A 24,968-nucleotide genomic window follows, 5' to 3' on the forward strand; every position below is an offset into this window, starting at 1 on the left:
ACGACAATTAGTCGTTCACTAACGGACAACCGCCATCCTTGAGTGGACGAAAGGCTTCCGGTGCCGGAATGGTGGCGCGCAGTTTGTAAAAGTCGCCGAAATATCTCGATTCAGCGGGCGTTTTTACCTCGAAGAGATACATGTCGTGGATCTTGCGTCCGTCGGCCCGAATCTTCCCTTTGCCGTAAAGGCGGTCGTCGGTCGGAATCTCCTTCATCTTGGAGGCGACGGCGCGGCCATCGGCATCTGACTTGAGCGCCTCGACCGCCTTGAGATAGTGGGTGACAGCCGAATAGACCCCTGCATGGGCCGAGGTGGGAATTTTTCCAGGGCGCTCAACCTGCCAGCGCTTTGTCCAGGCCCGGTTATTATCGTTCAAATCCCAGTACCAAGCTTCGGTTAAAACGACGCCCTGCGTTATGGGTAGGCCAAGTGCTGCGACGTCGCTCACCCACAACAGGAGACCTGCGATGTTCTGACCGCCTTTGACAATTCCGAATTCGGCCGCTTGCTTGATAGCGTTCGTGGCATCGCCGCCGGCGTTGGCGAGGCCGACCACCTTAGCCTTTGAGGCTTGGGCCTGAAGCAGAAATGACGAAAAATCGCTGGTGTTAATTGGCACCCGGACCTTACCGAGCACTTTCCCGCCATTGGCTTCCACGACCGCCCCGGCATCGCGTTCAAGAGCATAACCGAAAGCATAATCGGCGGTGACGAAGAACCACGTATCGCCACCTGTCTGTACGGTCGCCTTACCCGTACTGTTGGCGAGCGCCCACGTGTCGTACACCCAATGAATTGTGTTGGCATTGCACTTTGGACCGGTGAGGTCCGACGTCGCCGCGCCCGTCACCAGGAACAGCTTGTTCTTCTGCCGGGCAATTTCACTTACAGCGAGCGAAACGCCGGAATTCATGCCATCCACGATCACATCGACCTGCTCGACATCGAACCATCTCGTGGCGATGCTGGCGCCGATGTCAGGTTTATTCTGCATGTCGGCTCCGACGACTTCTACTTTCATGCCCTTGGCAGCCGCACCAAAATCTTCGACCGCGATCTTTGCGGCGACGAGGCTTCCAGGCCCACCAATGTCCGAGTAAATGCCCGACATATCCGTCAATATGCCGATCTTGATGGTGTTATCCGTATATTGCGCACTGGCCGAATTGTTCACGAGAGCGGCCGCGACGATGATCAAACTGAAAACCGTTTTCATGTGCTACCCCGCAATTAGGCCAACACGGCGGACAGTTTTGGTAAGAACTCAGCTCGACCTGCCGAGGCGAGAGCGTCGCAAAGCTGTGGAGCACCGCCTCGCAGCCCTGTCGCCACGCGATTTCGTAATGATGCCCAGTCTATCAATTCTTCCGAAGTGAGAGAAGCGCCTTCGCGGCATGTGCCGCTGGTCGCGACTCTGCCAGAAATGGTTTAGGGCAACGCCCCTTACTTATCGCCTAGACCACAGCTCTCGGATGATGGCTTTCATTATGCTAGCGTAGCGGACAGGTTGCCAAGCAGCCATTTGGGTCACCAGACTCTGGATGCGTTCATCGATCCGTTCCATGCATTTTCTCTGTCGCGAACTCGGGGCGAGATTTAGATTGCGATCACTTCGTAATGGGGTGCATGGAAGGCTTTCTCGCTCCGCAAGATGCTCCATGCTATCCGCGCCAGCTTGTTGGCCAAGGCCGTTGCAAGCTTGTTGCGATGCAGCCGTGGAGCTGCGTTCTGCAGCCATGCTCCGAAGCTGAAGCGATCCCAATTGTGCGGGCGCATCAGTATGACGTTTGCAGCCTGGATAAACAGGGTCCTGAGATACTTGCTTCCGCGCTTGGAGATGCGCCCCAGGATAGATCGGCCACCCGTGCTGTACTGACGTGGCACGAGGCCAAGCCATGCACCAAAGTCTCGTCCGCGCTCGAATGCCTCACCGGTGCCGATAGCTCCCACGACGCCGGTAGAGATCAGAGGACCGATGCCGGGGACGCTCATGAGGCGCTGGCAGTTGGCTTCTTTCTCGCCGATCTGGTCGATCTCACCGGCTAGGGTCTCGATCCGCTCATCGAGATGCATCCAGTCTTCGTAGAGACCGACGATCAGATCGCGCATTCGTGGCGATATCTCGTTCTGCCGATCCTTCAGGATCGTCAGAAGCGAGTTACGCAGAGCCGTCGCCCCGGTCCTGACCGCGATGCCTTGCTCGATCAGAAAAGCGCGGATCTGATTGATGGTCGCCGTTCGCCGCGAGACCAGGCGGGAGCGAACTCGATGCAGGGCCTGGAGGTCGAGCTGGTCTTGCGTCTTCTCGTGCACGACGCGCAGGTTCGGCCTCAGGGCGGCCTCCGCAATGGCTTACGCGTCGTTGTAGTCGTTCTTCTGTCCCTTCACGAACGGCTTTACATAGATCGCAGGGATGATCCTTGGCTGATGGCCAAGTTGACGCAGAGCGCGGCTGACAAAGTGAGCGCTGAGACAAGCTCCATGCCGACAATGCTGGGAGGCAGTCGTTTAAAGGTCTCAACGAGGGCCAGCCTCTTGATCTTGCGCCGGAAAGCGATCTTGCTGTCAGTGTCAAAACCGACGACGTGGAAGACTTCCTTACCGATGTCGATGCCGATCGAGGCCAAGGGTGTGGTGATCATGGGCTGCTTCTCCGGATGCTGAAGGGTAGTCTTTGCAGACTATCCCCGCGGGGGAAGCAGCCGGTCCATCCCATTAGCGGAAGTTCAGAGGATCACCTAACCTCAGCGGGATTAGCACACACCGTTTCTTAGGGCCTTCCTCGATAGCTGCGCAGGATGCGACGATGATCGAATTCGAGCAAATTGGGCGCGGGACGGTCGAGGAGCGACCGGCCGAGACGACTGCAGCAATCTTGGTTTTCTCCGGGAGCCTTGAGTCATTTCCAGGCCGCACATCAGGCGGTCGCGTTCACGAGATGGTCCGATACCGTCGAAATGAACGCGCGAAGACGCCCAAGACGCCGTAGGTCTCGGTGGTATCCCATCCAAATGTCTCGCGCTGGCGGCAGCGTCGGCAGGTCCAGTCTACGGATACCATTGATCTGATTGCCGACCACGCAGGGCAGGACAGCGATGCCGACGCCTTCTCTGCACATGCGTCCCTGGACGTTGCGGTTGTTCGATCGCAGGACCGGTCTTGCGTTGGGGAAACTCTCGATCAGCCACGCGATGTCGGGGAAGTGGGGCGTGGATGGCGTGATCAGCCGGCAACCAGTCCCATCGCCATATTTGGGATCAGCCGCCTCCTCCGCGATGTAGGCGCCGTATTCGAGCCTGAAGAGCCGCCGCTGAATGACATCGGCAGTGTCGAACGGAACGGCACGAAAAGCGACTTCGGCCTCCCGCTGGGCGAGGCTGAACCGGCGCGTGCCGGTCAGGATTTCAACGTCGACATTCGGGTATGCGTTCGAGAAATCCGCCAGGATGGGAGGGAGGACATAGGCCCCGAACCAGTCCGTTGATGAAATGCGCAGACTGCCTTTGAGATTCTGCTCCCGCCCCGCGAGCCGGCGCTCCATGGCCAGCGCGCCTTCTTCCATTTGTTCGGCCAGCGCGATGATTCCGTGGCCCTCATCGGTCAGAACAAGACCGTCCGCTGTGCGCTGGAAGAGCGTATGACCGATTGCCTGCTCGAGTGCGCGAAGGCGCCTGCCGACGGTCGGATGGCTTGTCCGAAGCGATCGCGCGGCACCGCCGAGCGTGCCGGACCGCACAACTGCGAGGAAGATCCTTACGTCACTCCATTCCATCGCGCCCCCCCCCCGCACAAAACTGAACGCCGAGAGTACAGGAACATCACTTAACGAACAAATCTACGCACCTAGATTTCCGCCATCGTCTGAAGGCGCGTCCTTCTGGGGATTCCGCCACTCCATCCATGAGGGCGGCTGCGTGGGTGAAACAACTCGGAGAAGAAGTTATGAAAACCTGGCTTATCACAGGCTGTTCGAGCGGCTTCGGCCAGCGGCTCGCGCTCGCTTCGGCACAACGCGGCGATCGGGTTATCGCGACGGCCCGCAATGTCAGATCGATCGGGGCAATGGCTGAGCCTTTCGGTGGCCGCATGATCACCTTGCCACTCGATGTGACCGATGCGGCGGCAGCCAAGGCAGCGGTCGCGAAGGCGGTCGAGACATTTGGCGGGTTTGACGTGCTCGTGAACAATGCCGGCTACGCGCTGTTCGGCGCGATCGAGGAAGGCATGCCCGAAGAATATCGGCCGATGTTCGATGTAACGTCTTCGGTCTGATCGAAACCACCAAAGCCGCGCTACCCGTCCTACGACGTTCGGGCGGAACGATCGTCAACATGTCGTCCGGTGCGGGTATAGAGGGCCGCGGCGGCGGAGGCTATTACCACGCCGCCAAGTTTGCTGTGGAAGGAATTTCCGAAGCGCTCGCCGGCGAGCTGAAGCCGTTCGGAGTTCGCGTGCTGGTCGTCGAACCCGGGCCGTTTCGCACCGATTTCCTTGGCCGATCGATCATGATGGCGGCCAACGAGATGCCCGAATATGCCGCAAGCTCACGCAAACACTATCGCGAAACCAGCAACGGCAATCAGGCAGGCGATCCCGACAAGGCGATCACAGTGATCCTGCAAGCGGTCGACGCCGAGAACCCCCCGCTCCATCTGCCGCTCGGCCCGGCCGCGCACGCGGTCGCCGAAAGAAAACTGGCGGCCTTCCGCAGCGACATCGACGCCTGGCGTGACATCACGATCGCCACCGATTTCGACCAGCCCTGAGCGCTGTACACGCGCTCTATCTGACACCTCCATCTGACTGGAAAGCGATCATGATCGCAGCTTTGAACGGGTTTACCCAGCAGCTGGTGCCGGTGAACGGCATCAAGATCAACGCCGTGACGGGAGGCTCAGGCCCGCCGATCCTTCTGCTTCACGGCTGGCCGGAAACATGGTGGGAATGGCACCATGTGATGCCGCTGCTGGCCGAGCACTTCGGCGTGGTGGCTATTGATCTGCGCGGCGCGGGTTTTTCCGACTGCCCGCAGGGCGGCTATGACAAGGCGACGATGGCACGCGATGCGCATGAAGTGATGCTTGCCCTTGGGCACGAACGCTATGCTGTGTGCGGTCATGACATCGGCGGAATGGTGGCGGTGCGCCAGGCGGCACTCTATCGAGAGGCTGTCACGCATCTTGCTGTCCTCGACGTTCCACTTCCTGGCTGGACGCAATGGGAGTCGACGACGGCAAGGATCTGGCACTTCAGTTTTCATATGAACCGGGACCTACCCGAGCGCCTGATCCATGGCCGCGAGTATGACTATGTTTCGACCTTCATGGCTGAGCGGTTCTACGATCACAGCACCTTCAATCCCGCGGACATCGAGATCTACGCGAAAGCGATGGCCCTTCCTGGCCGCACGCGCGGGGCCATGGAATGGTATCGAGCCCTCGCGGCCGACCACGCCGCCGCGCTCGAATATAAGAAGCAACCTCTCGCGATACCCGTGCTTGGCATGGGTGGCGACCAGCGCTTCGGTGCGCAGATGGTGCCGATGCTCAAGGAGTTTGCCACCAACGTGACGGGCGGCTCGATTGCGCGGTGCAGTCACTATGTCGCTGACGAGCGGCCGAATGAAGTCGCAGCCGCTCTGATCGATTTCCTCAAGGCCTATTGAAACTCTGCGCCCGCGCCGTCGTGGGCCGGGCGGATCACGACATTGCGGGCGAGTTGCGCCCGCACCCATCGCGTTCGATCAATCAAACGAGAAAGGAAGACTATCATGACCGCACCTGTCATTCGCGGCGTCAATCATATCGGCATCACGGTGCCCGACATCGAAGCAGCCAAATCGTTCCTGGTGGAAGCTTTCGGCGGCCAGGTGATCTATCAGTCCTTCGGACCGCAGGACCCTCCGCGACAAGGACCCGAATTCGAGCGGGCCACTGGTGCTTTTCCTGGAACGGTCGTGCGGGCGCAGGCGATGGTCAAGGTCGGAACCGGACCGGACATCGAGCTCTTTGAAATGCACGGCCCCGAACAAGCTCAGCCGGTTCGGGCAAGCGACTTCGGCATTACGCACGTCGGCGTCTACACTGACGACATCGACGCTTCGGTTGAGCGCTTCGAGAAGGCCGGTGGCGCAGTCCTTACCGCGCCCCGCGCTATTCCCTACGCAACCGAAAAAGGTCCCGGAAACAGGGTCTGCTATTGCCGCATGCCATGGGGCACGACGATTGAGTTCATCACCACGCCTGACCGCATGGCCTACCACGATCAAACGAACCTGCGGCGGTGGCAAGACGAGGATTGAGAGGAGCGGGGAGCTACCGGCTTTGACTAACGACATGTCGGATGCATGTCCCGGCTCGGCGCCGGAGGCCACCATTTACCTTTTCGAAATAGCGGTCCATCGGGACCGCTGTCTCATCCGGGATATGCGCCCGCCAGCAAATAAGCTGCGGCGCGGGGTTGCCCGTGGTGGCTCGAGTGGCTTTGCACCTCATTGGCTCAATGAAACCGCTTGTCCGAGACCAGGTGGCGCTCGACTTGCAGGGACTGTCAGAGCGGGAGTGTGCAAAGTCTATCTCGCGAACATACCGCAGATCGAACACGTGCGGCGCTATGAGCCATGAAGGAAGGCGTCGCGCCGCGGTTCTACGGTCGCCCCGAAAGCACGAAGTCACGATGATCCAGATTATGGCGCAAACGCCACAAGCGTAATAATGAAGATGAATATTGCGCTGCTGAAAGCTGCAACACCAAGGCAGATGCGCCCTGGCATTGAATAAGATTCGAGGCGTGGCTGTTCGAACATTTGCGCGCTCCACTGCGTTGGAGAGGGCGGGAGCGCGGTGACAGCGATCTCATCACCGATAGATACCTAGGGCCGTGCGGTGATGGTTCTAGTTTGTCAGCTCAGTAACGCCCGCGCGACAATTAACTTTCGTATCAAGCCGGAACGATTTGAAAACGGCTCAAAAGTCTAAAAATGCCAATTCTTCCCTGGCGTCTAAATCCCCTCCAGCACCACCCTTCAAGCTCTGGCGCCGCAAAGCGCGCAAAAAAGTAGATCGCCGTATGCGATCCCCGCTTGAGCTTCATAGCGATCCCGGCCTCTGCTCCTCTTTCAAGGCAGCATCGCACGCCGGAGAACACTGATGGTCGCGCCGTCCAATTCTAAAAATTTTCCGCAGCCTTTCCAGATTGAACCGACATCCCACCAGCCGCGCTGGGCTTCACGCGTTGGCGCTCTGATGGCTACGGGGTGGCGGCGAACGGGCCGCGAGGGTCAGCGTGGAGCCTACGCGAACCTATGGGCGGTGCTCCGTATTTAAGCCCCAGTGTCCGAATTTGAAATTTGGACCGTCCTAATTAGAGTTGGGCGGACGGAAACCATCCAGCGGGCCTGTTCTCAGTAGTCCTACTGAACGGCATATTCCACGATCCCCGATTCGTTCTCAGTCCACCGCCAAGTTGGATTGCCGGCGTTCTCCGTGGGTGAACGGAGTTTGCCTTAATCCTCGGCTTTCTGCGGCGCGGTAGCCTAGTCTAGTATGGGGGTATGACGATCAATCCCGACGACTATTACCTCACCACCTTCCGGACGGGTAATAGTCCCGAGCGGTGGGGTTGGGAGATATGCCGGAGAAGCCGACCGCTGGGCATTAGAATGACCGCAGACGGTTACCAGTCCGACTCCGCCGCTCAATTCGCAGGAACGAAAGCGCTGGCCAATTTCATTTCCGAACTGGTGAAGGAAGACAGGCGGCTGCCGAGAAAGTAAGGCCGCCAACAGAGGCGGCCTCCTTCATTCTGGTTCACGGTAATCGAAGGCGGCCGAAGTGAGCCGCAAACAATAAGTCCCAGCGCCCTGGGGAGGAGCGCTGGGACTGATGGCGAGGGCGGGCCGTGGGGGCGGGATTGCGCCGTCGCCAATTGCCTAATTTTCCCGACAATGAATTGTTCCTATCGCGGCCTGTAGTTGGCGGACTGTCGGCACGAAACACCGTATTTTCCCGGAATCCAACAGGGTTGTTGAAAACTTTAATTTAGCTCTTGCCGGGGCTAGATTTCATCACGAACCGATACCCAAACCGGCAAGGGGCCGCGCGTGAAGCGGCCCCTTTCGATTCCAGTGGGCGGTTATGATTTGGCGAGTGGATCGGCCGGTCCCTCAACGGGGGTCTGCATCGAGGATCCAGGAAGCGCTCTAACAAGGCTGCGGGATTCTGAGGCCGCTGCTGCACTTGTGGACCATCGTTGGCTCCTCGGATGCTGGTCGGCCAACCTGAGTTATTTTGCTATTAATGCGGGAAAGCTTCGGGCGGGTATCCGGTCAGCTGATTTTGTGGACATCTCCGTACTGAAGATCGAGTTCTTCGAGCGTCTTCCCTGCTCTGACGTCAAGCTGATATCCAGAACCTCGGCAGTCCGACCTTCCGGAACGGAAGCGAGTATCAAGGTTATCGCCTGACGCGCCCTGGCTCGCGCAATCCAGATCTGCGTCGTCTTTGTGTCGTCTGCAAGTACTTCGACGACCGTGACCTTGTTGCCGAACGACTCTGCTGGAGCGCCGACGATGGTTGCAATCTCTTCACCGGCGAATGGCCGGGAATGTACATGCCACTTGGTCGGTTTCTCGAACCCGGCAAATACGCGCCAGAGGAAGTTGCCATCCGAACTAAGGAATACCGTTCCCGAGCAGGAACGAACTCCTGCGCCACTGATGCGAAAGCAGACAGCCAGCAACACAGTTCAGCGGCTTAGTTTTATTGTCAGTGTATGAGTTCTGCGTTGCTCGGACGCTTGCTGGCCTCGGTGGCAGGCGCCGCCGTCGCGCAGGACTGGGGCAACATGGCCATCATCTCATCGACGCTCGGCAACAACGCTGCCGACATGTGAATATTCTCCCATAAACCTCACGGCCCGGGAAATTGCGTCGTCAATGCACACCATCAGTCCGGAATCGCGACATGACACGGAGCGATCTATCCGATCTCCGGAAGCCCGACCGACGCGCTCCCGCAGTCGGTGCCGGCAAAATCTGTCTTAAGCACCTCGATGCATGGTCGCAAACATCTCCTCGAACGCGTAGAAGATGGATCCGGACGTGCGTGAGAGGTGCCGATCCTACGTCGACACTTTTTGAGACCCCTCGCCAGTCGTGGAGGCGCCAGATTACCGATCGCAGACTGCCCTTTCCCCACTCGATCGTCGGATGGTTCGTCCTTTGCTGGGGCCTTTTCCTGATCGCGGCCGTCGTGGTCGGGGCGATGTTGATCGCCCTTTACAAAGAGACGAACAGCCAGCGCATAGATCGTGCGGAGACCGTCCTGGTGAGAGCCTGCGACGCGGTCGCGAGGGAGGCCGCCGGATCGGCCGTGACTGTTTCAGCGGATGATCCGAGCCGCAGCGCGTCTCACGCGCTCGAAGCATTTGCGGGAGTGGAAGGTGGGATATGGCGCGCCGGCGTTGGGTCGATAGCCTATGCGTTTCCTTCCTACGAAGGCACTGGCGTCAAGACGGATCTCCCGCAAGCGGAGGAGCGGACGATCCGTCAAGTTGCCGAGAGTACGGTTGCCGCCGATCGGCCGGTCGCCTGGAAGCGAGATGCGCCCTCGCAGGTTTTGATGCTGCAGGGCTGTCCCATCCCGGGCAAGCCCGATCTTGCTGCGTGGGCCATGACCCGGGTCGTTACGGTCGGTGGTCGGCCATTCCTGTTGGCGACGACGGGCCTTGCTCTGCTGCTGGTCGTATTGCTGGGCTCAGCCGCTCTGCTCGCCCGCGTGTTGTGGAGGTGGTCGCTGCGCCTCCGTTCGATCGAGCGGGCACTTGCGAGCGGATCGGCGGATCTGCCAGTCCTAGCGCTCACGGGCCAGCGCGACCTCGATCGCATCGTCGGAGCCATCAATGGGGCCGGTATCGCGGCCGCGGAGGCGCGGCAACGCTCCGAAGAACTCCGGCAAAGGGTCGCCGAAGGCGAGCGCCTCGCCGCGCTCGGTCGGGTAGCTGCAGGGGTCGCCCATGAGATACGGAACCCAATGGCTGCCATGCGGTTAAAGGCTGAGAACGCGCTGGCCGAAAATGCCGATCCGTTGCGCGCGAAGGATGCCTTGCGCGTGGTGGTCGACCAGGTCGCCCGGATGGAGCAGTTGATGCAGAATCTCTTGCGCTCTGTCCAACGTTCCGCCGTTCGTCGCGAGGCGATCTCCGATGTCAAAGGTCTGCTGGAGGAGCACGCCGAACTGTTCTCCGAGCAGGCTGGTCGCAGGCCGATTTCGGTGGAAGCCCCTGATGCGCTCGATCCTCCGGCCCATCTAGACCCATCGCAGATCGGGCGTGCATTGGACAATCTGATCCTGAATGCCATCCAGAACTCCCCGGAGGGCGCGCCGATCAGGGTCTTTGCCAAGTCAACGGTGACCGGTTTGGAGATCGCGGTAGCCGATCACGGCAACGGCGTCGCCGCAGAAATCCGTGATCACCTGTTCGAACCCTTCACTACGGGGCGTGCCGACGGTACAGGCCTCGGCCTTGCGATCGTCCGCGAAATAGCGGAGGCCCATGGGGGCCGCGCGACGGTTGAGCATCGAGGGGACGGGACCACGTTTCTCATCGAACTGCCGGGCGGAGCGTCCTGATGACCCGAGTGTTGATCGTCGACGACGACGAGGCGCTGCGCGGGGCCCTCTGCGAAACCATCAGAGACCTCGGTTACGAGGCGAGCGCCGCGTCCAACGGGCGCGAGGCGATCAGTCTTGCGGCCACGTGCCGACCTGACGCGATACTGCTCGATTTGCGAATGCCCGACATGAATGGCCTCGATGTCCTCCGCCACTATCGGGCGGAGAGCGCCAAGCCGCCGGTCGCGATCATGACCGCCTATGCGACCGCAGCAAACACGATCGAAGCGATGCGTCTCGGCGCTTTCGATCACATGACCAAGCCGGTCGGCCGCGACGATCTTGCCTCCCTGTTGCGCCGTATGACCCGAGCTCGTTCTTCCATCCGAGAGCCGGCGCGCGTTGTCGAAGCCGACTCCTCGGATGGCGATCTCATCGGATCCAGCGCTGGCATGCGGACGGTGCAGAAGACCATTGGTCTCGTTGCGGACAACGATACAACGGTGCTGATCACGGGCGAGACCGGGACCGGCAAGGAGGTGGTGGCCAGAACCATCCACCGCGCGGGGGCGCGCTCGACCGGACCGTTCGTCCCGCTCAATTGCGCAGCGATACCGGCCGACCTTCTGGAAAGCGAATTGTTCGGACACGTCAAGGGCGCGTTCACCGGCGCCGTCAGCGAGCGCAAGGGAGCGTTCCGGGAGGCAAGCGGAGGCACGCTCTTTCTTGACGAGATAGGCGACATGGATCTGGCGATGCAGGCGAAAATCCTTCGTGCGATCCAGGAGCGCGTCGTGACGCCGGTCGGAGGACGGTCGCAGCCCGTCGATGTGCGCATCGTCGCCGCCACGCATCGCGACCTTGCGCAATGGGTCACTCAGGGCAGGTTTCGAGAAGACCTGTTCTATCGGCTGAACGTGGTCCCGATCGTGCTTCAGCCGCTTCGCGCGCGGACGGAGGACATCCTTCCGCTGGCCAAGCACTTCCTGCGCCTCGCGAGCGCGCGGTCACTTGTGCTGTCCCCCCAAGCAGAAAAGCGGTTGATCGACCATCCGTGGCCGGGCAACGTCCGCGAATTGCGCAATGCCATGGAGCGCGCCGCCATCTTCAGCCATAGCGACGTCCTCGACGTCGATGATTTCGGTTTCCTCGATACGCCCATGCCCATTGCCCACGGTGATGCAACGGTTGGAACGACGGAGTTGCCTGCCGCTCTCGAAGAGCTCGAGCGAAAGATGATCTCCAACGCGCTTGCGCAAAGTCAGGGTAACCGGGCCGAGGCGGCTCGGAAGCTGGGTATTCATCGCCAACTGCTTCATTCGAAGATGACCAAGTACGGACTTGATCAGGTGGGCAACGGTTGCTGAGGGGGAAACTAGCATCGTCGAAATACCTGGTTTCTAGCTGGGCCGCTTGCTCATTAAGCCAGTAATTTTGATACGACAGACGCAGTTGCCTATCGCGCGAGTTTGTGCGGCAGCGCAGCTGGCGTTGGGCGAATAGTGGGCCGGCAATCATTCGGCCATTGTCGGACAGCGCGTCGCGACCAAAAAAGAACATTGCACTTCCTGGCGAAGCGAGCACGACCGACGCCGCGTTTGCTGTGGCCAATCCCCATTTGCGCGCGACCACGCCTAACGCGAGCGCGCAAATGCCCATGCAGACGTATCCGACCAGATAGACGGCTGAGAGAACTCTGCCGCGGCTGTCTGCCGGCGCGATGGCGTTGAGCAACGTCAGCGCACGCAGAAATAGGAACGCATAGCCGTCGTAAGTTCTTCCAGCCGGGACAGCCGTGCGATCTGCGTGGCGTTGTCCTCCGCCAACCTTCTGATTTCAGCCACGGTATCCATTATGGACACGCTACCTTCCGCGAACGGGCCTAGATAGCTTTCGTCTCCGGTGATGATGAACCCGCGTTGCCCGGTCTCCGCGTCCTGCAGCTTCATCTGCAACTGATCGATAGCCGTGATGATGCGAAACGTGTGCTCCACGTCGGCGCGATAGCTTTTCAGAAGCTGGTTGTACCCGAACGAGATCGCGCCGCTCATGACGATCGCGACCACGACCGGGAGGGAAGCGATCATTCGTCGTCGTGTCAGCAGCTGCGTAGCGCGCATCGTTGGATCCTGGCCGTGGGCGAACCTTCAACCAGGAGCATCGCCAATTGGCTTCTCCCGGCGCAAATGCGGTTCCTCAACGGAAATCCGTCCCAGCGCATACCCCGCGACCGGCGTCGTGATTGCGGACGGGGTGTCTTCAAAGCCGACGATCCGGAACTGACGAAGTGAGAATTTGCGAAGTGATTTCAAGGCCTCGGCCGTTGGCACGCGGCTTGCGAAGCTAGTACGCCATCATCGATAGCAAGGAGCGTCTCATGCATTGGATCGATCCCGATCATCTGCCGGAAGTCGTCGGAACCGTCGATCTATTCCTCGTGAACAAACACGGCGAAGCCGACGGCTTTCTCATGACCGACGGCCGCGAGGTTCATGTCCCCCCACATCTGTCGCCACGCCTGCTGCGCGACGTCCGCCCAGGCAGCAAGGTGCGCGTCCGTGGCGTGAGCCCGCGCGCCGTCGAAATGATCGCGGCCGTCGCTATCGACACGCCCGAGGGCCGCCTGCTGGACGAGGGTCCGGATCATCGGCCCGACGAGGACGAATTCGAGAAAGCCAAGCACGGACCCATGAACGTCCAGGGTGTCGTTCGCCAGCCAATCCACGGACCGAAGGGTGAGACCAGAGGCGCGGTGCTGGAGGATGGTCGTATCATCCGTCTCCCGCCGCACGAAGCCGAGCGGTTTTCCGACCTGTTCTTCGCGGGTCGCAAGATCGCGGCGAAAGGCGAAGGAGCGACCACATCTTTCGGAACTGTGGTTGAAGCCAGGGAGATCGGTCCTTCCTCGGACGAACTCAAGGCCGTCGGCGGCCCGAAGCAGCCCAAGCACGGCCCGGGCCACAAGAAGCCCAAGCATCACGAAAAGCATCATCGTCCCGGCCATCACGCTTGAGCGCTGAAAATGGAAAACATCTCGAACGCCCGACCGTTACGTTTCGTGCAGATCGGAGATCTGCACGCCACGGATCATGGCCTGCAGAACCATCGGGATTTTCTGCGGATCGTCGACGAGCTCAACGACAATGTCGGCGGCAAGATCGACTTCGTCTATCTGCCCGGTGACAATGCCGAGGACGGGACCAGCGAACAGTTCGCGCTGGTGCGCGACGGCCTCAAGAGGCTCCGGCTCCCGTGGCGCGCGATCCCCGGCGATCACGACTTCAAGCCGAGGTCGCTGACCAGATTCTACGACGGCCTGTACGTCCCGAAGCTGCCTTTCGCCGAGGAGATCAAGGGCTGCGTCTGTCTGTTCCTCGACGTGGTCTCGCAAGGAACCGGTGGCCCCGATTTCAGGCTGGGTCAGCAACAGTTCACGTGGCTCAAGTTTCGGCTCGCTGCCGCTAAACAAGAGGGCAAGACTTGCGTCGTCTTGATGCACGCCTATCCCGCCGATCTCGGCGACGAGGCGGAAGAACTGACGCGGGTGCTCGACGAGAGCAATACGCTGCTCGTCGCCATGGGCCATACCCACTACAACGAGATTTCGCACGATGGCCGGACCGTCTATGCGGCGACGAGGTCGACGGGACAGATCGAAGAAGGTCCAGTCGGCTTGGCGTTCATGGCCGTTGATGGCAACGCGGTAAGCTGGCGGTTCAAGCCGCTCGAGTCGCCGTGGCCGTTCGTGATGATCACGTCGCCGGCGGACCGCCGCCTTTCGATCCACGGCGATGGCCAACCGACCCCGGCCGAGGTGAGAGCTACGGTCTGGGGCGCGGCTACGACAGCGCATGCGGATCTCCGTATCGACGACGGTCCCTGGCTTCGGATGTCGAGCATCGAAGGCGGCCAATTCAACGCGCCGCTCCGTTCGGACACGCCATGTCGCCTCGAAGTGAGAGCAACTGACCAAAACGGCTCACAGGAACGCGACGTTATCGAGTGGGACCCAGACGGCAATCGTGATCGCGCGTCGAGCGGCAGCGATACGAACTCGATTGGTGCATGGCCAGAACGCCATTTATTTGGAACGCAGCTTGGTCCCAATCGAAACGGGCGGAAGTGGTGATCGCCCACAACCATTTTCTCGGTGGAATTTGACGTCATGCAGAACATTAGTCCGGCCTGGCTTTACCCGATCATTCTCGTTTGCGGCGCGCTGCAGGCGTGGGGACCGCCGATGAACAACGCGTTGCGCAATTCGATGGAGAACCCCTGGCTGTCGAGCATCATCTCGTTCCTGCCGGTCGTCGCCTTTCTCTCCGTCTTGTGGATGTGCCAACCGCATCCGTTTCCGACACGTGAAAGCATCGCTGCGATGCCATGGTGGGCCCCGCTCGGAGGGCTGATCGGAGCGTTCGCAGTCGTGGCGGGCCTCATATTCGTCGGCCAGGTCGGCGCCGGCACGTTCGGCGGCCTGACCATCACGGCGAACATCCTGATGTCGCTGATCATCGACAAGTACGGATTGTTCGGAATGACGGTCCACGAGCTCAGCTTGGGCCGCATTGCTGGCGCCATCCTCATGGTGGCCGGCATCGCCCTCATCTCGAGGTTCTGAGGGGAGGTCCGAATGACGCTCGCGCAATCCCAACAACGAGCCCTCGCACCACTGCTCGCCTTGAACTTCTTCATGGCTGACATGCAGGCGGGCATCGGCCCCTTCCTCGGCGTCTTCCTCCTCGCCCACGGCTGGCAGAGCGGATGGATAGGAACCGTGATGACCGCGGGCGGCGTCGCCGGCATGCTGATGACCACGCCGGCAGGAGCGTTGATCGACTCGACGCGCAGCAAGCGCCTGTACGTGATCATTCCGGGCGTCTGCACCGTCATCGCATCCGGCATCGTGCTGCTGTCGCAGGAATTCTGGCTGGTGGCGGCATCCCAGGTGGCGACCGCGATCGCCGGCGCCGCGATCGGCCCTGCGGTAGCCGGCATCACGCTCGGTATCGTGCGCCAAGCCGGCTTCAACCGTCAGAACGGAGAGAACCAGGCCTACAATCACGCGGGCAACATGGTCGGCGCGGCATTGTCCGGCCTGCTCGGATGGCTATACGGTTTCACGGCCGTGTTCTGGCTGTCGGCGGCGTTCGGCGTGCTCTCGATCATATCCGTGCTGATGATCCCCGGCGATGCCATCGACGATGACGCCGCCCGTGGTCTCGAGCAGAAGGACAGCCAGCAAGGCCACGTCAGTGGGCTGCAGGTCCTCGTCGAATCTAAGCCGCTGCTGATCCTCTCGGCCGCTCTGCTGTTCTTCCACCTCGGCAACGCCGCGATGCTGCCTCTCTACGGACTTGCGGTGGTCGCCGACAAGCATGCGGATCCCGCAAGCTTCGTCGCCATGACGATCGTGATCGCCCAGGGGGTGATGATCCTGACATCATTGGCCGCGATGCGGATGGCAGAGAAGGAAGGCTACTGGTTGGTGTTGCTGGTCTCCTTCGTCGCCCTCCCGATCCGGGGCGTCATCGCGGCTTGGCTGCTGAGCAAATGGGGCGTCTACCCGGTGCAGATCCTCGACGGCATCGGAGCCGGTCTGCAGAGCGTCGCCGTTCCCGGACTGGTGGCTCGGATTCTCGACGGCACCGGCCGCGTCAATGCGGGCCAGGGCGCGGTTATGACCGTCCAGGGCATCGGCGCCTCGAGCAGCCCGGCGATCGGCGGGTGGATCGCGCAGGAGATGGGCTACGGATCGATGTTCCTCATTCTGGGCTCATTCGCCGCCGTGTCGGTCGGGCTCTGGCTGGCTTTCGGCTCGCTGCTCAAGCCGGCCTGTGCCGGGAGGCCGGGCCGCACGACACCCGAACTTGCGGTCGCAGGGGCAGGTTGATGTTCAACGCAGCCACCGCGACATGGGGCATCGCAGGACTCGCCACTCTCGGCGTGGTCGCTCGGCCGTGGAATTTGCCCGAATTCATCTGGGCAGTGACGGGTGCGGTGCTGCTCGTCGCCTTCGACCTGCTGCCGTGGCGCGAAGCCTTGACAGCAGCCGGCAAGGGCGTCGACGTCTATTTCTTCCTTGTTGGGATGATGCTGCTCGCCGAGGTCGCACGCAAGGAGGGTCTGTTCGACTGGCTTGCCGTGCAGGCCGTGCGGCAATCCCGCCATTCGGCATCCCGGCTGTTCGCGATCGTGTATGCGGTCGGTACGGTGGTCACGATCTTCCTGTCGAACGACGCCACGGCGGTGGTCCTGACGCCCGCGGTCTACGCGGCGACCCGTACGGCCAAAGTCGAGCCGTTGCCATATCTATTTGTCTGCGCTTTCATCGCCAATGCGGCCAGCTTCGTGCTGCCAATCTCAAATCCGGCCAATCTCGTCGTCTTCGGCGAGCGGATGCCGACACTTATCGAATGGCTGCGCTACTTCGGCCTGCCGTCGGTGGTCGCGATTGCTGCGACGTTTCTGCTGCTCCGCTTCAGCCAGCGTGACAGTCTCCGAGGCAGCGTCGAAAGCGAGGCGAAGAGTGTTGTGCTGACGCGCACTGCTGCGATCGTCGCGCTCGGCATCGGCGCGACGGCGGTCGCGCTTTTGGTCGCATCGGCACTCGGCCGCGATCTCGGACTGCCGACGTTCGTTTGTGGCGCGATCGTCACCGCGATCGCTCTGGTGCTCGGGCGGAAATCTCCATTGCCGGTTCTTCGGGATGTCGCCTGGTCCGTTCTGCCGCTGGTCGCCGGGCTCTTCATTCTCGTCGAAGGGCTGAACCATACCGGCGTGCTTCCGGCCCTTGCCGACATGTTGAAGCAGGCGGCCGCCGATGCGCCGAAGGCGACGGCGTGGGGCAGTGGCATCATCTCGGCGTTTGCCTCCAATCTTATCAACAATCTCCCGATGGGCCTAATCGCGGCCACTACGTCTCACGCGGCTCAGGCCTCGCATGAAATAACGGCGGCCATCCTTATCGGCGTGGACCTCGGACCAAATCTCTCCGTGACCGGTTCGCTTGCCACGATCCTCTGGCTCATCGCGCTCCGCCGCGAAGGAGAGAACGTCAGCGCCGTGCGTTTTCTGAAGCTCGGCCTCCTGGTGATGCCGCCGAGTCTTGTGCTTTCGCTTTTTTCGCTTTCGCTGGTGGCGCCTCGATGACGCTCCAGCAACACCCGTTCTCACTCGTCGGAGCGAGGACTAGCAACCAGAGCCGATCGGCCGATCGGTGCAATTTGGAGGAAAACATGACCAGTGAATCAAACCGTGGCGATCGGACCGGCCTGTCTCGGCGTACTCTTGCTCTGGCCACCGGCGTCGCCGCGTTAGGCGTCGCGCTCGGCATGCGCTCGACCGCGTTCGCGCAGGGCAAAGCCGACGGCAAGGGCGAAGGCAAGGCGGATGCAAAGATCGAAGGCAAGGCTGACGCCAAGGGCGAAGGAAAGGCCGAAGGTAAAGGTGAAGGCAAAGGCGAGGGCAAGGGAGAAGGCAAAGGCGAGGGAAAGGGAGAAGGTAAAGGTGAAGGCAAGTTCGGCGGCAAGGAGGTGCGCTGGGACGGCAAGGCTGGCCGCATAAGGTCGACGTCGCGAGCGACGGCACGACTGCCGTCGACGTGCGCTGCGCCGCCGATGAATCCATGCGGAGCTGCGCCGACATCACGCGCGACATCATTGATCGGATCAAGGCACCGAAGTAGCTTGAGGAGCGCGACATGGCTTATGGCGACCTCGTCGCGCGCGTCGATTTCGATATGACCCGCGCGTCTTCCTTCTCTTACAATTGTCACGCTTGCAAGCGCTGCTGCAGGAACAAGGCCATCCGGGTCAATCCATATGAGGTCCTGCGGCTGGCGCGCCGCTTGGGACTCTCGACGACCGAGTTCATTGAGCGCAAGACGGAAGCCGGTGGCACCGTCTTGCGCTCGGCGGAAGACGGCAACTGTGTCTTCCTGAACGAACAAGGCTGTTCCGTGCATCCGGATCGTCCGCTCGCGTGCAGGATATATCCGCTCGCCCGCTGGGTTTCGGCCGAAGGCGAGGAGTCGTTCGGGCACCTGGCGCCGCACCCGCAGACGGAGGGCGTGTACGGCAACGCAGGCACGGTCCAGGACTACCTCGATCAGCAGGTAGTCGAACCATACTTCCGAAACTCGGATCGCTACGGCGTACTTTACGACAAGATGCTCGCAATTCTGGAAAAGGCGGATCCGCACGAACTCGATCGCCGGCAGGACCGCCGAAAGGAGATCGATGAACTTCCGTCTGGATCCGTCGCCTCGGCCTTCATGGACATCGATTCGATGGTCCGGACTTCCTTGCAGGATGATCCGGACAAGATTGTCGAGCGCCATATCAAAGAGGTCGAGAAGTGCCTTATCTCGATAGACGGAGAAATCATGCCGGCCGAATCAATCCGCGATTCAGAGGTGTGAGGGCTTGCAGAACTTGAGTGTCCGTACGGAGGAACGAGGAGGAGACACGCATGGAAAGCAGCGCGCAAGCGGTGCACGCGCGAGGATTCTTTGCTTTGGTGGATATTCCCAGTAAAGCAACTGGGTTAAAGCGGCGAATCTTGTCATGTAAGCGCCGGGCGGCTGTGCATTGGGGAGTTGCGCTACCGCAGTAACGATCTGAGCTGGCGCGAAAGGCATATTTAATAGCACGCTGTGAGGCACGCCGAGAGACGGTCACTGATCTGCTGGGTCTCCAGTCATGTAAACAACAGGGATTCGGGGTCGAGTTCTCGGGCGCGCCTGGCCACGTCCCAGCCGTTTGGGTCCGCCCTTGTGCAAAAGTATACACAGCAGGGAGACTTTAAGTTTTTCGCAGCGCGGCCCTAACTGGCCACCGAAAATTGTGTCGCAATGGCCGCTCGCTCCCAGACCGCACAGGTCTGACGTGATAGCCGCTGGCGGCGCACTATTTGCTAAAATTCTCGCCACCATCTGCCGACTTCGTCCGCTCGATGTTCGTACTGCTATCGGACCAACCTCAAGACTAAAATCTGTATAACGGGTGGCCTATTGAACGAAATGCCTTGCCAAGAGTTGGTTCCACCGATCACTCGGGGAAGCAAATTAGAGCTGCGATTTTCGTCAGGTCTTCACGCAACCTTTGTCGAACATTGTTTCGATCAACCGAAGGCCACGCCTTTGAATTCGGCAAACCAACCCATCAAGCTCGCCGGCTGCGTCGACGCGGCCGAGGTCGCGAATTTCTGCACGTGGCCCTTCGCGGGCATTGCGTTCGTCCGGCTCTTATGTCCGATCTCGGAGCCTAACCGGACTTCAACTGTCTTGCCGCGAGGGCTACCCACAGCCGATGGCAATCGCCATGATGGTTCGCTTCATAGCGCGTCTCCTCAAGCTGCTTCGGCATTGATGGCGCTGACCGCGAGCTTGGTGAGGGCTTCATCCGTCTTCTTTTCCTCGGCCAAGGTCTGGTCGATCAGCTTGACGGCGTCCTTCATGCTGAGCTTGGCCGCCCAGGCCTTTAGGGTGCCGTAGCGGGCGATCTCGTAATGCTCGACCGCCTGAGCCGCGGAGACCAGACCCGGATCGAGTGCCGGCGTGTCGGCGTACTCCTCCATAATCTCCTTGCCTTCGTCGAGGATGCCCTCGATGGCATCGCACTTCTTGCCGCGTGCGGGCTTACCCATCAGATCAAAGATTTGTTCGAGCCGATCGATCTGTCCTTCGGTCTCGTCACGATGCTTCTCGAACGCGGCGCGCAGCTGGTCGGAGCCAGCGGCCTTGGCCATGCGCGGGAGCGCCTTGAGGATTTGCTTCTCGGCGTAATAAATGTCCTTGAGGGTATCGAGGAAGAGGGCGCTGAGGTCTTTCTCCGGCATGGGTCTGCTCCGTGTCTGCGGGTTGATATGCACCCACAACCGGCGCTCCGGGACCTCGTTCCTATCTGCGCCGGCGCATCCGTCATCGGCGATCGCGTAGCTTTGCCGCAAGGCCGTCAAGGAACGAAGCCTCGGCGCAGCCGTTGGAGGGGCTCATCTTTCAACGGAGGACAGCGATGGATTGGAATCGTGTCGAAGGCAACTGGAAGCAGATGAAGGGCAAGGTCAAGGAGCAGTGGGGCAAGCTCACCGATGACGATCTCGACGTGATCGCCGGCAAGCAGGACCAGCTCGAAGGCCGCCTCCAGCAGCGCTACGGCTATGCCAAGGACCAGGCCACCAAGGAAGTGAACGACTGGTACGGCCGCCAAAAATGGTGAATGAGGCTGTACTCGAAGGGCCCCGCCTTTGACGGGGCCCTTGCCTTGTGCGGTCTGGAACGGCGGCTGATGCCCAGCGTTGGAGGATGTTGTCATCGCCCCTAACCACGGATTTCCATGCCGATCACGGTCCGGCCGACAACGCCCGATATTGCCATTGCGCGCACCATCTCGCGCAACACGACACCGCCAACCGAGCGCGCGGCCTCGATCCTGACATGGGTGGCTGACGAGCACGTCGTCTGTGCCGCGACATTGGGGTGGTGGTTATGGTGCCGCCGCAAATCCGAGCCTCAGCGCCTGGCGAGCGACCACCTTCTGGTCACGGCGTTGGCCGCGTCGCTTGTTCCGCATCTGCTGAAATCGGCTTTCGACCAGGAGCGGCCCGACCGGCTCACCGTTGTTGGGCACCTTCATGGCATTCCGATATCGGGCAGGGCGAAGGATGCGTTTGCGTCCGGCCACGCCATTCAGGTCGGCGCCATCGGCTCGGCCGCGAGCCGACTTCCCCCAGGCGAGCGTCGAATGGTCCGCGCGCTCGGGCCTGTCTGATATCGACCCGCGTGTTCTTGCTTGCGCACTGAGCGAGCGATGTCGTCGTGGGATCGGTGAATGGAGTGGTACTCGAGCGGCTGATCCGGTGCGTGACCGGCTACGGTAGCAAGCCGCCGATCGGCGATCCTGACCGTTGGTAGGCTAGCTCCTTGACCAAGGAGAGCCCCCAGAGCCCACCAGAGGGCCGAAAGCCCGCAATCACGCTGCAGCCTTTCCCAGCTTGTGGGTTGACAGGACCTCAACGTGCCACGCCCAGCGTTGAAGCGCCTCGCGCATCTCGGTCGCATACCGGGCGCGGTTATACACCCCGGCAACACCGGCTCGGTGACCGCTGACATGGTTTAGGATCGCCTCCACGATGTGCGGCAAGACACCTAACTTGTCGGCCATCAGCGTGGAGGCGGATCTCCGAAGATCGTGAACTGTCCAATGGGGCAGCGGTTCGCCCGCGGCTTCCGCAATCCGGGCATCAAGCGCCGCCTTCGACTTTGACCAGCCCGAGAAACCGCGGTGCGGGTCGCCGCTGCGTCGGGGTCCGTCACCGAAGAGGAAGTCTCGGCCAACTCGGCGGGGCGGGAGCAGGGCCAAGGCAGCGGGAACCAAGGGTAGCAAATGCTCGCGGTGGTTCTTGGTCCGGGCGGCTGGCAGCGTCCAGAGTTCCAAACCGGTATCAAGTTCGGCCCATTGCAGACTGCCTACTTCATCACGGCGTTGGGCTGTAAGTAGCAACAGGCGGACGATGCGTCCGTAATCGTCGTCGCCACAGGCCCGCCAAATGGCTGAGAGCTCCGTTTCCGTGAGGACCCGCTCCCGGCTTCCCGGCTGCGCGGGCCGGTTTGTGCCGAGAACCGGGTTCGCAGCAATGTCGAGGCCCTCGCGTATTGCCCAGTTGAACATAGAGGACAGGGCTGTCCGGGCGCGGGCCGCTGAGACCGATCCATGAGCTGATGCGATTTCAGCGATCCGAGCCGAGATATGACGGCGGGTGATTTGGAAAACCGAGACCGGATGCAGCGGTTTCCAGCTGGCCAACAAGTAGCGTTCGATTTCCGAGTAGGTCCGAGGCTTTAATCTCTGTTTGGCGTTGCGGAGATATTGATCCGCGATTACCAAAAGCGTGTCGGCCGCCTGCAGGCGCGCCTTGGCTTTCTCGTCCGCGGGGTCTTTGCCGTTGGCGACCAGGCCCAAAAGCCGCTTGGCTTCCTTGCGTGCCAGTTCGGGTGTCCACGCGCGCCGTGAGGGCCTATCGTGACGAAGCGCTGCCGACCGAATACGCGGTACTTGAGGACGTAGGTCGCCTGATCGCGTTGGCGCCGAACGCCAAAGCCCCGCACCGCTTCGCGGTGCTCCCCATCCCAAATGGTCTCGCCCGGCTTGAGTGCTTGCACTGCTCGGATCGTTATACTCGAAACAGCCATCTATCGCCTCGGTAGCTACCACGTAGCTACCACCATAGCGCCAATTGCAGCGCAGGTAAGGCGGGGACCGGCGGGCTTATTAGCTGATAGTATTACGATTTTCGTTCTTCCGGCGGCAATGGCGTGGTACCGGCGGAGCCCTCGCTGTGTCTGTGGAACAGGAGGTCGGTGGTTCGAGCCCACCCAACTGTACCATCCACAAGATCTCCAGCGTGACATCGCCAACTCGGGCGTTCGCAAGATCGCTTGCCATCGCCTTGATCGCCGCCGGCGTGTCATCGCGTCCGCTTGCACTTCTTCGTCGCATCACCCAAACTCGGCGCAACGACGCCTTAACGACACCTTAGTGCCACCTTGGGGGGACGCATGGGGACCGCCGGTTCAAGGAGTTTTTCGTTTGCGTTGATATCTGCCGTCGCCGTTGCGACGTTGTTGCTGCCGGCCCGAGGCGAGGCCTACACGCCCGACCAGCAGCAGGCCTGCACGCCGGATGCGTTCCGGCTCTGCGGCCCCGAGATTCCCGACGTCGATCGCATCACGGCCTGCATGATCAGGAACAAGGCGCAGCTGTCGCCGGCCTGCCGCGTCTTCTTCCGCGGCGGCCCCGAGCCGCGTGAGGCGAGCGAGCGCGAGGACCGACGGCCCGCCAAGCGCAAGGTCCACAGGCCGCACAAGGCGAAGAAGTCCACCCACTGAGGTCAGCGCACGGATCCGGTTCCCATCGCGCGCATGCAAACGTCGCCCGCTTGCTGCGCTGTCTTCACGCGAACTGACGTCACTTCGCGCGCGAACGCGCCCGGATCGCCTGGCTTCGATTTCAAGGCTGCGATGCGCGACAGACTGACGCCTTGTGACGCTGTCACGCATCATCATCTCTGGGGCTTGTGTTGTTTGCAGGATCCGTTTCGCGACGGAACGGATGGAGTGAGATGCGTGAGCGAATACGACAAGCAAGAGATCGATCGGCACTTCGCCTGGTTCGAGGCCAAGCTTCCGGAGAAGCCGGCGCGCTTCGTGGCGTGGCTGCGCAAGCCGTCGTCGCGCTATGTGCGGATTCCGCTCGCGATCCTCCTGATCATCGGCGGCATCTTCAGCTTCCTGCCGGTGCTGGGGCTCTGGATGCTGCCGCTCGGACTCCTTTTGTTCGCGCAGGATGTTCCGTTGTTGCAGAAACCCACCGCGCAATTGCTCGGCTGGATCGAGCGCAAGTGGATCGCGCGTGAGCGCGCGAAAACTGCCGAAAAGCGTCAGCCGTGAGTCAAATCAAGCGCTTAGCGCTTCCATTTTCAGTTGTGTCATAAGTTGGGTGTGACTCAAAAAGCAGAATGCACCGGTAATCTTGGCCGCTTTGCGGATTGCAAGAAGTTTTTTCTTTCGCGAATCAGCGTGCTGATTCATTTTCGCCTCCTGGGGTCAATCTGGAGGCCAACGTATGAACGTGATTGTTTTCGCTTCGCGTAAAGGGGGCTCGGGAAAAAGTACCCTGGCTGCTCACCTTGCCGCGCAAGTGCACAAGGCAACGAAGCCCTGTCTGCTGATCGATGCCGATCCGCAGGGCTCGCTGACGCTCTGGCACAAGCTGCGCGGCACCAACGAGCCGGCGATCAAGACGGCGGTGAACTCGGTCAGCGGAATCATCGCTCAAGCCAAGCGCGACGGCATCGAGTGGGTGTTCATCGACACGCCGCCGAACCTGTCGGCCGTGGTCGACGACTCTATCAAGAACGCCACCATGGTGATCATTCCGGCGCGGCCAGGCGTGTTCGACGTCAACGCGGTGCAGGAAACCATCCAGACCTGCCGCTCGATGCGCAAGCCCTATGCCGTCGTGATCAACGGCGCACCCGCGCAGCGTGACGGCGCCGAAAGCCGCATCGTCGCGATCGCGCGCGAGGCGCTGGCGAAATTCCGCGCACCGGTGTGGAGCGGCCAGATCACCAACCGCGCCGATCTTCTGATGGCGCTCGGCCAGGGTGAAGGCGCTCGCGAATATTACGCGGAGGGCCGCGCTGCCGCCGAGATCAACCGTCTGTGGGCTGCGATCGAACGCTCGATCAAGGCGATCCGCGGCACGGCGTCGGCGTCGGGCACAATGCACAAGCAGGCGGCGTAACAACACCGCTTTGTTCGAGCCGGAAAGAACGCGCGGTGCCCGCGCG

The 24,968-nt window shown here is 61.1% G+C and carries 25 protein-coding genes and 2 pseudogenes; 18 read left to right on the forward strand and 9 right to left on the reverse strand.

The features are described 5' to 3' along the window. Positions 1-7: 7 nt before the first annotated feature. The 3 genes and pseudogenes from ALC15_RS29595 to ALC15_RS29605 all read right to left on the reverse strand — a co-directional run bounded on the left by ALC15_RS29595 (position 8) and on the right by ALC15_RS29605 (position 3,775). The gene (locus tag ALC15_RS29595; RefSeq protein ID WP_050630343.1) at positions 8-1,219 is read right to left on the reverse strand and encodes an ABC transporter substrate-binding protein; all 1,212 of its coding nucleotides are present in this window, start codon (positions 1,217-1,219) and stop codon (positions 8-10) included. A 380-nt stretch (positions 1,220-1,599) separates the two neighbouring features. Continuing rightward, positions 1,600-2,645: pseudogene (locus ALC15_RS29600) on the reverse strand (IS110 family RNA-guided transposase). 275 nt (positions 2,646-2,920) lie between these two features. Then, on the reverse strand, positions 2,921-3,775 hold the full coding sequence (locus tag ALC15_RS29605; protein ID WP_050630344.1) for a LysR family transcriptional regulator: 855 nt from the start codon (positions 3,773-3,775) through the stop codon (positions 2,921-2,923). A gap of 170 nt (positions 3,776-3,945) precedes the next feature. Here ALC15_RS29605 and ALC15_RS29610 point away from each other — a divergent pair. From ALC15_RS29610 to ALC15_RS45560, 4 genes and pseudogenes are all read left to right on the forward strand, one after another. Next, positions 3,946-4,769 (forward strand): annotated as a pseudogene (locus ALC15_RS29610) (oxidoreductase). 50 nt (positions 4,770-4,819) lie between these two features. After that, the gene (locus tag ALC15_RS29615; RefSeq protein WP_050630345.1) at positions 4,820-5,668 is read left to right on the forward strand and encodes an alpha/beta fold hydrolase; all 849 of its coding nucleotides are present in this window, start codon (positions 4,820-4,822) and stop codon (positions 5,666-5,668) included. Positions 5,669-5,773: 105 nt separating this feature from the next. Next, positions 5,774-6,304, forward strand: coding sequence for a VOC family protein (locus tag ALC15_RS29620; RefSeq protein WP_050630346.1), 531 nt, complete (start codon positions 5,774-5,776; stop codon positions 6,302-6,304). Between the two features lie 1,251 nt (positions 6,305-7,555). Continuing rightward, positions 7,556-7,777 carry a hypothetical protein gene (locus ALC15_RS45560; RefSeq protein ID WP_050630347.1) on the forward strand — a complete coding sequence of 74 codons (222 nt, stop codon included), beginning with the start codon at positions 7,556-7,558 and terminating at the stop codon, positions 7,775-7,777. Between the two features lie 509 nt (positions 7,778-8,286). On the opposite strand, the gene ALC15_RS43585 is transcribed toward ALC15_RS45560, so the two are convergent. Continuing rightward, a complete protein-coding gene (locus ALC15_RS43585) occupies positions 8,287-8,742 on the reverse strand; it encodes a hypothetical protein (protein WP_128089626.1) in 456 nt (151 codons plus the stop codon). A 524-nt stretch (positions 8,743-9,266) separates the two neighbouring features. Between ALC15_RS43585 and ALC15_RS29630 the strand changes: the two genes are divergently transcribed. Both ALC15_RS29630 and ALC15_RS29635 read left to right on the forward strand, forming a co-directional pair. Beyond that, complete coding sequence (locus tag ALC15_RS29630) at positions 9,267-10,634, forward strand: sensor histidine kinase (RefSeq protein WP_162240524.1); 1,368 nt, start codon at positions 9,267-9,269, stop codon at positions 10,632-10,634. Further along, a complete protein-coding gene (locus tag ALC15_RS29635; protein ID WP_050630349.1) occupies positions 10,634-11,983 on the forward strand; it encodes a sigma-54-dependent transcriptional regulator in 1,350 nt (449 codons plus the stop codon). Before ALC15_RS29630 ends, ALC15_RS29635 begins: the two co-directional genes overlap by 1 nt. Positions 11,984-12,352: 369 nt before the next feature. On the opposite strand, the gene ALC15_RS29640 is transcribed toward ALC15_RS29635, so the two are convergent. Next, a complete protein-coding gene (locus ALC15_RS29640) occupies positions 12,353-12,736 on the reverse strand; it encodes a CHASE3 domain-containing protein (RefSeq protein ID WP_050630350.1) in 384 nt (127 codons plus the stop codon). A 27-nt stretch (positions 12,737-12,763) separates the two neighbouring features. Then, positions 12,764-12,928 carry a hypothetical protein gene (locus ALC15_RS45565; protein ID WP_210168608.1) on the reverse strand — a complete coding sequence of 55 codons (165 nt, stop codon included), beginning with the start codon at positions 12,926-12,928 and terminating at the stop codon, positions 12,764-12,766. Positions 12,929-12,993: 65 nt separating this feature from the next. Between ALC15_RS45565 and ALC15_RS29645 the strand changes: the two genes are divergently transcribed. From ALC15_RS29645 to ALC15_RS29670, 7 genes are all read left to right on the forward strand, one after another. Next, positions 12,994-13,629: a hypothetical protein gene (locus ALC15_RS29645; protein ID WP_050630351.1), complete on the forward strand. Its 636-nt coding sequence runs from the start codon at positions 12,994-12,996 to the stop codon at positions 13,627-13,629. 9 nt (positions 13,630-13,638) lie between these two features. Next, on the forward strand, positions 13,639-14,745 hold the full coding sequence (locus ALC15_RS29650; protein WP_050630352.1) for a metallophosphoesterase family protein: 1,107 nt from the start codon (positions 13,639-13,641) through the stop codon (positions 14,743-14,745). A 36-nt stretch (positions 14,746-14,781) separates the two neighbouring features. Continuing rightward, complete coding sequence (locus ALC15_RS29655; protein ID WP_094194201.1) at positions 14,782-15,237, forward strand: DMT family transporter; 456 nt, start codon at positions 14,782-14,784, stop codon at positions 15,235-15,237. Between the two features lie 12 nt (positions 15,238-15,249). Next, the gene (locus ALC15_RS29660) at positions 15,250-16,509 is read left to right on the forward strand and encodes an MFS transporter (protein WP_050630353.1); all 1,260 of its coding nucleotides are present in this window, start codon (positions 15,250-15,252) and stop codon (positions 16,507-16,509) included. Beyond that, the gene (locus ALC15_RS29665; protein ID WP_050630354.1) at positions 16,509-17,768 is read left to right on the forward strand and encodes an arsenic transporter; all 1,260 of its coding nucleotides are present in this window, start codon (positions 16,509-16,511) and stop codon (positions 17,766-17,768) included. The genes ALC15_RS29660 and ALC15_RS29665 overlap by 1 nt, the downstream gene beginning before the upstream one ends. Before the next feature lie 86 nt (positions 17,769-17,854). Continuing rightward, a complete protein-coding gene (locus ALC15_RS44280; protein WP_157860954.1) occupies positions 17,855-18,361 on the forward strand; it encodes a hypothetical protein in 507 nt (168 codons plus the stop codon). Further along, positions 18,319-19,038, forward strand: coding sequence for a YkgJ family cysteine cluster protein (locus ALC15_RS29670; protein WP_050630355.1), 720 nt, complete (start codon positions 18,319-18,321; stop codon positions 19,036-19,038). The genes ALC15_RS44280 and ALC15_RS29670 overlap by 43 nt, the downstream gene beginning before the upstream one ends. A gap of 929 nt (positions 19,039-19,967) precedes the next feature. Here ALC15_RS29670 and ALC15_RS29675 read toward each other — a convergent pair. Then, positions 19,968-20,456, reverse strand: coding sequence for a YciE/YciF ferroxidase family protein (locus ALC15_RS29675; protein WP_050630356.1), 489 nt, complete (start codon positions 20,454-20,456; stop codon positions 19,968-19,970). A 176-nt stretch (positions 20,457-20,632) separates the two neighbouring features. Here ALC15_RS29675 and ALC15_RS29680 point away from each other — a divergent pair, with 176 nt between their 5' ends. Next, on the forward strand, positions 20,633-20,836 hold the full coding sequence (locus ALC15_RS29680) for a CsbD family protein (RefSeq protein WP_050630357.1): 204 nt from the start codon (positions 20,633-20,635) through the stop codon (positions 20,834-20,836). 117 nt (positions 20,837-20,953) lie between these two features. Then, positions 20,954-21,388 (forward strand): phosphatase PAP2 family protein, encoded by a 435-nt coding sequence (locus tag ALC15_RS29685; protein WP_063781891.1) that lies wholly within the window; start codon positions 20,954-20,956, stop codon positions 21,386-21,388. A 201-nt stretch (positions 21,389-21,589) separates the two neighbouring features. Here the strand turns inward: ALC15_RS29685 and ALC15_RS29690 are convergent, their stop codons facing one another. After that, entirely contained in the window at positions 21,590-22,579 is a 990-nt protein-coding gene (locus tag ALC15_RS29690; RefSeq protein WP_244486323.1) for a tyrosine-type recombinase/integrase, read from the reverse strand. Between the two features lie 662 nt (positions 22,580-23,241). On the opposite strand from ALC15_RS29690, the gene ALC15_RS29695 reads away from it, so the two are divergent. Then, entirely contained in the window at positions 23,242-23,505 is a 264-nt protein-coding gene (locus ALC15_RS29695) for a hypothetical protein (RefSeq protein WP_430649203.1), read from the forward strand. Positions 23,506-23,742: 237 nt separating this feature from the next. Further along, on the forward strand, positions 23,743-24,066 hold the full coding sequence (locus tag ALC15_RS29700; protein WP_050630358.1) for a hypothetical protein: 324 nt from the start codon (positions 23,743-23,745) through the stop codon (positions 24,064-24,066). A 6-nt stretch (positions 24,067-24,072) separates the two neighbouring features. Here the strand turns inward: ALC15_RS29700 and ALC15_RS47330 are convergent, their stop codons facing one another. Further along, positions 24,073-24,207, reverse strand: a complete 135-nt coding sequence (locus tag ALC15_RS47330; RefSeq protein ID WP_283806308.1) for a hypothetical protein — start codon at positions 24,205-24,207, stop codon at positions 24,073-24,075. A 34-nt stretch (positions 24,208-24,241) separates the two neighbouring features. Between ALC15_RS47330 and ALC15_RS29705 the strand changes: the two genes are divergently transcribed. Next, positions 24,242-24,922, forward strand: coding sequence for a ParA family protein (locus ALC15_RS29705; RefSeq protein WP_028336032.1), 681 nt, complete (start codon positions 24,242-24,244; stop codon positions 24,920-24,922). Positions 24,923-24,968: the final 46 nt, after the last annotated feature.

The organism is Bradyrhizobium viridifuturi (assembly GCF_001238275.1).
GTDB lineage: Bacteria > Pseudomonadota > Alphaproteobacteria > Rhizobiales > Xanthobacteraceae > Bradyrhizobium > Bradyrhizobium viridifuturi.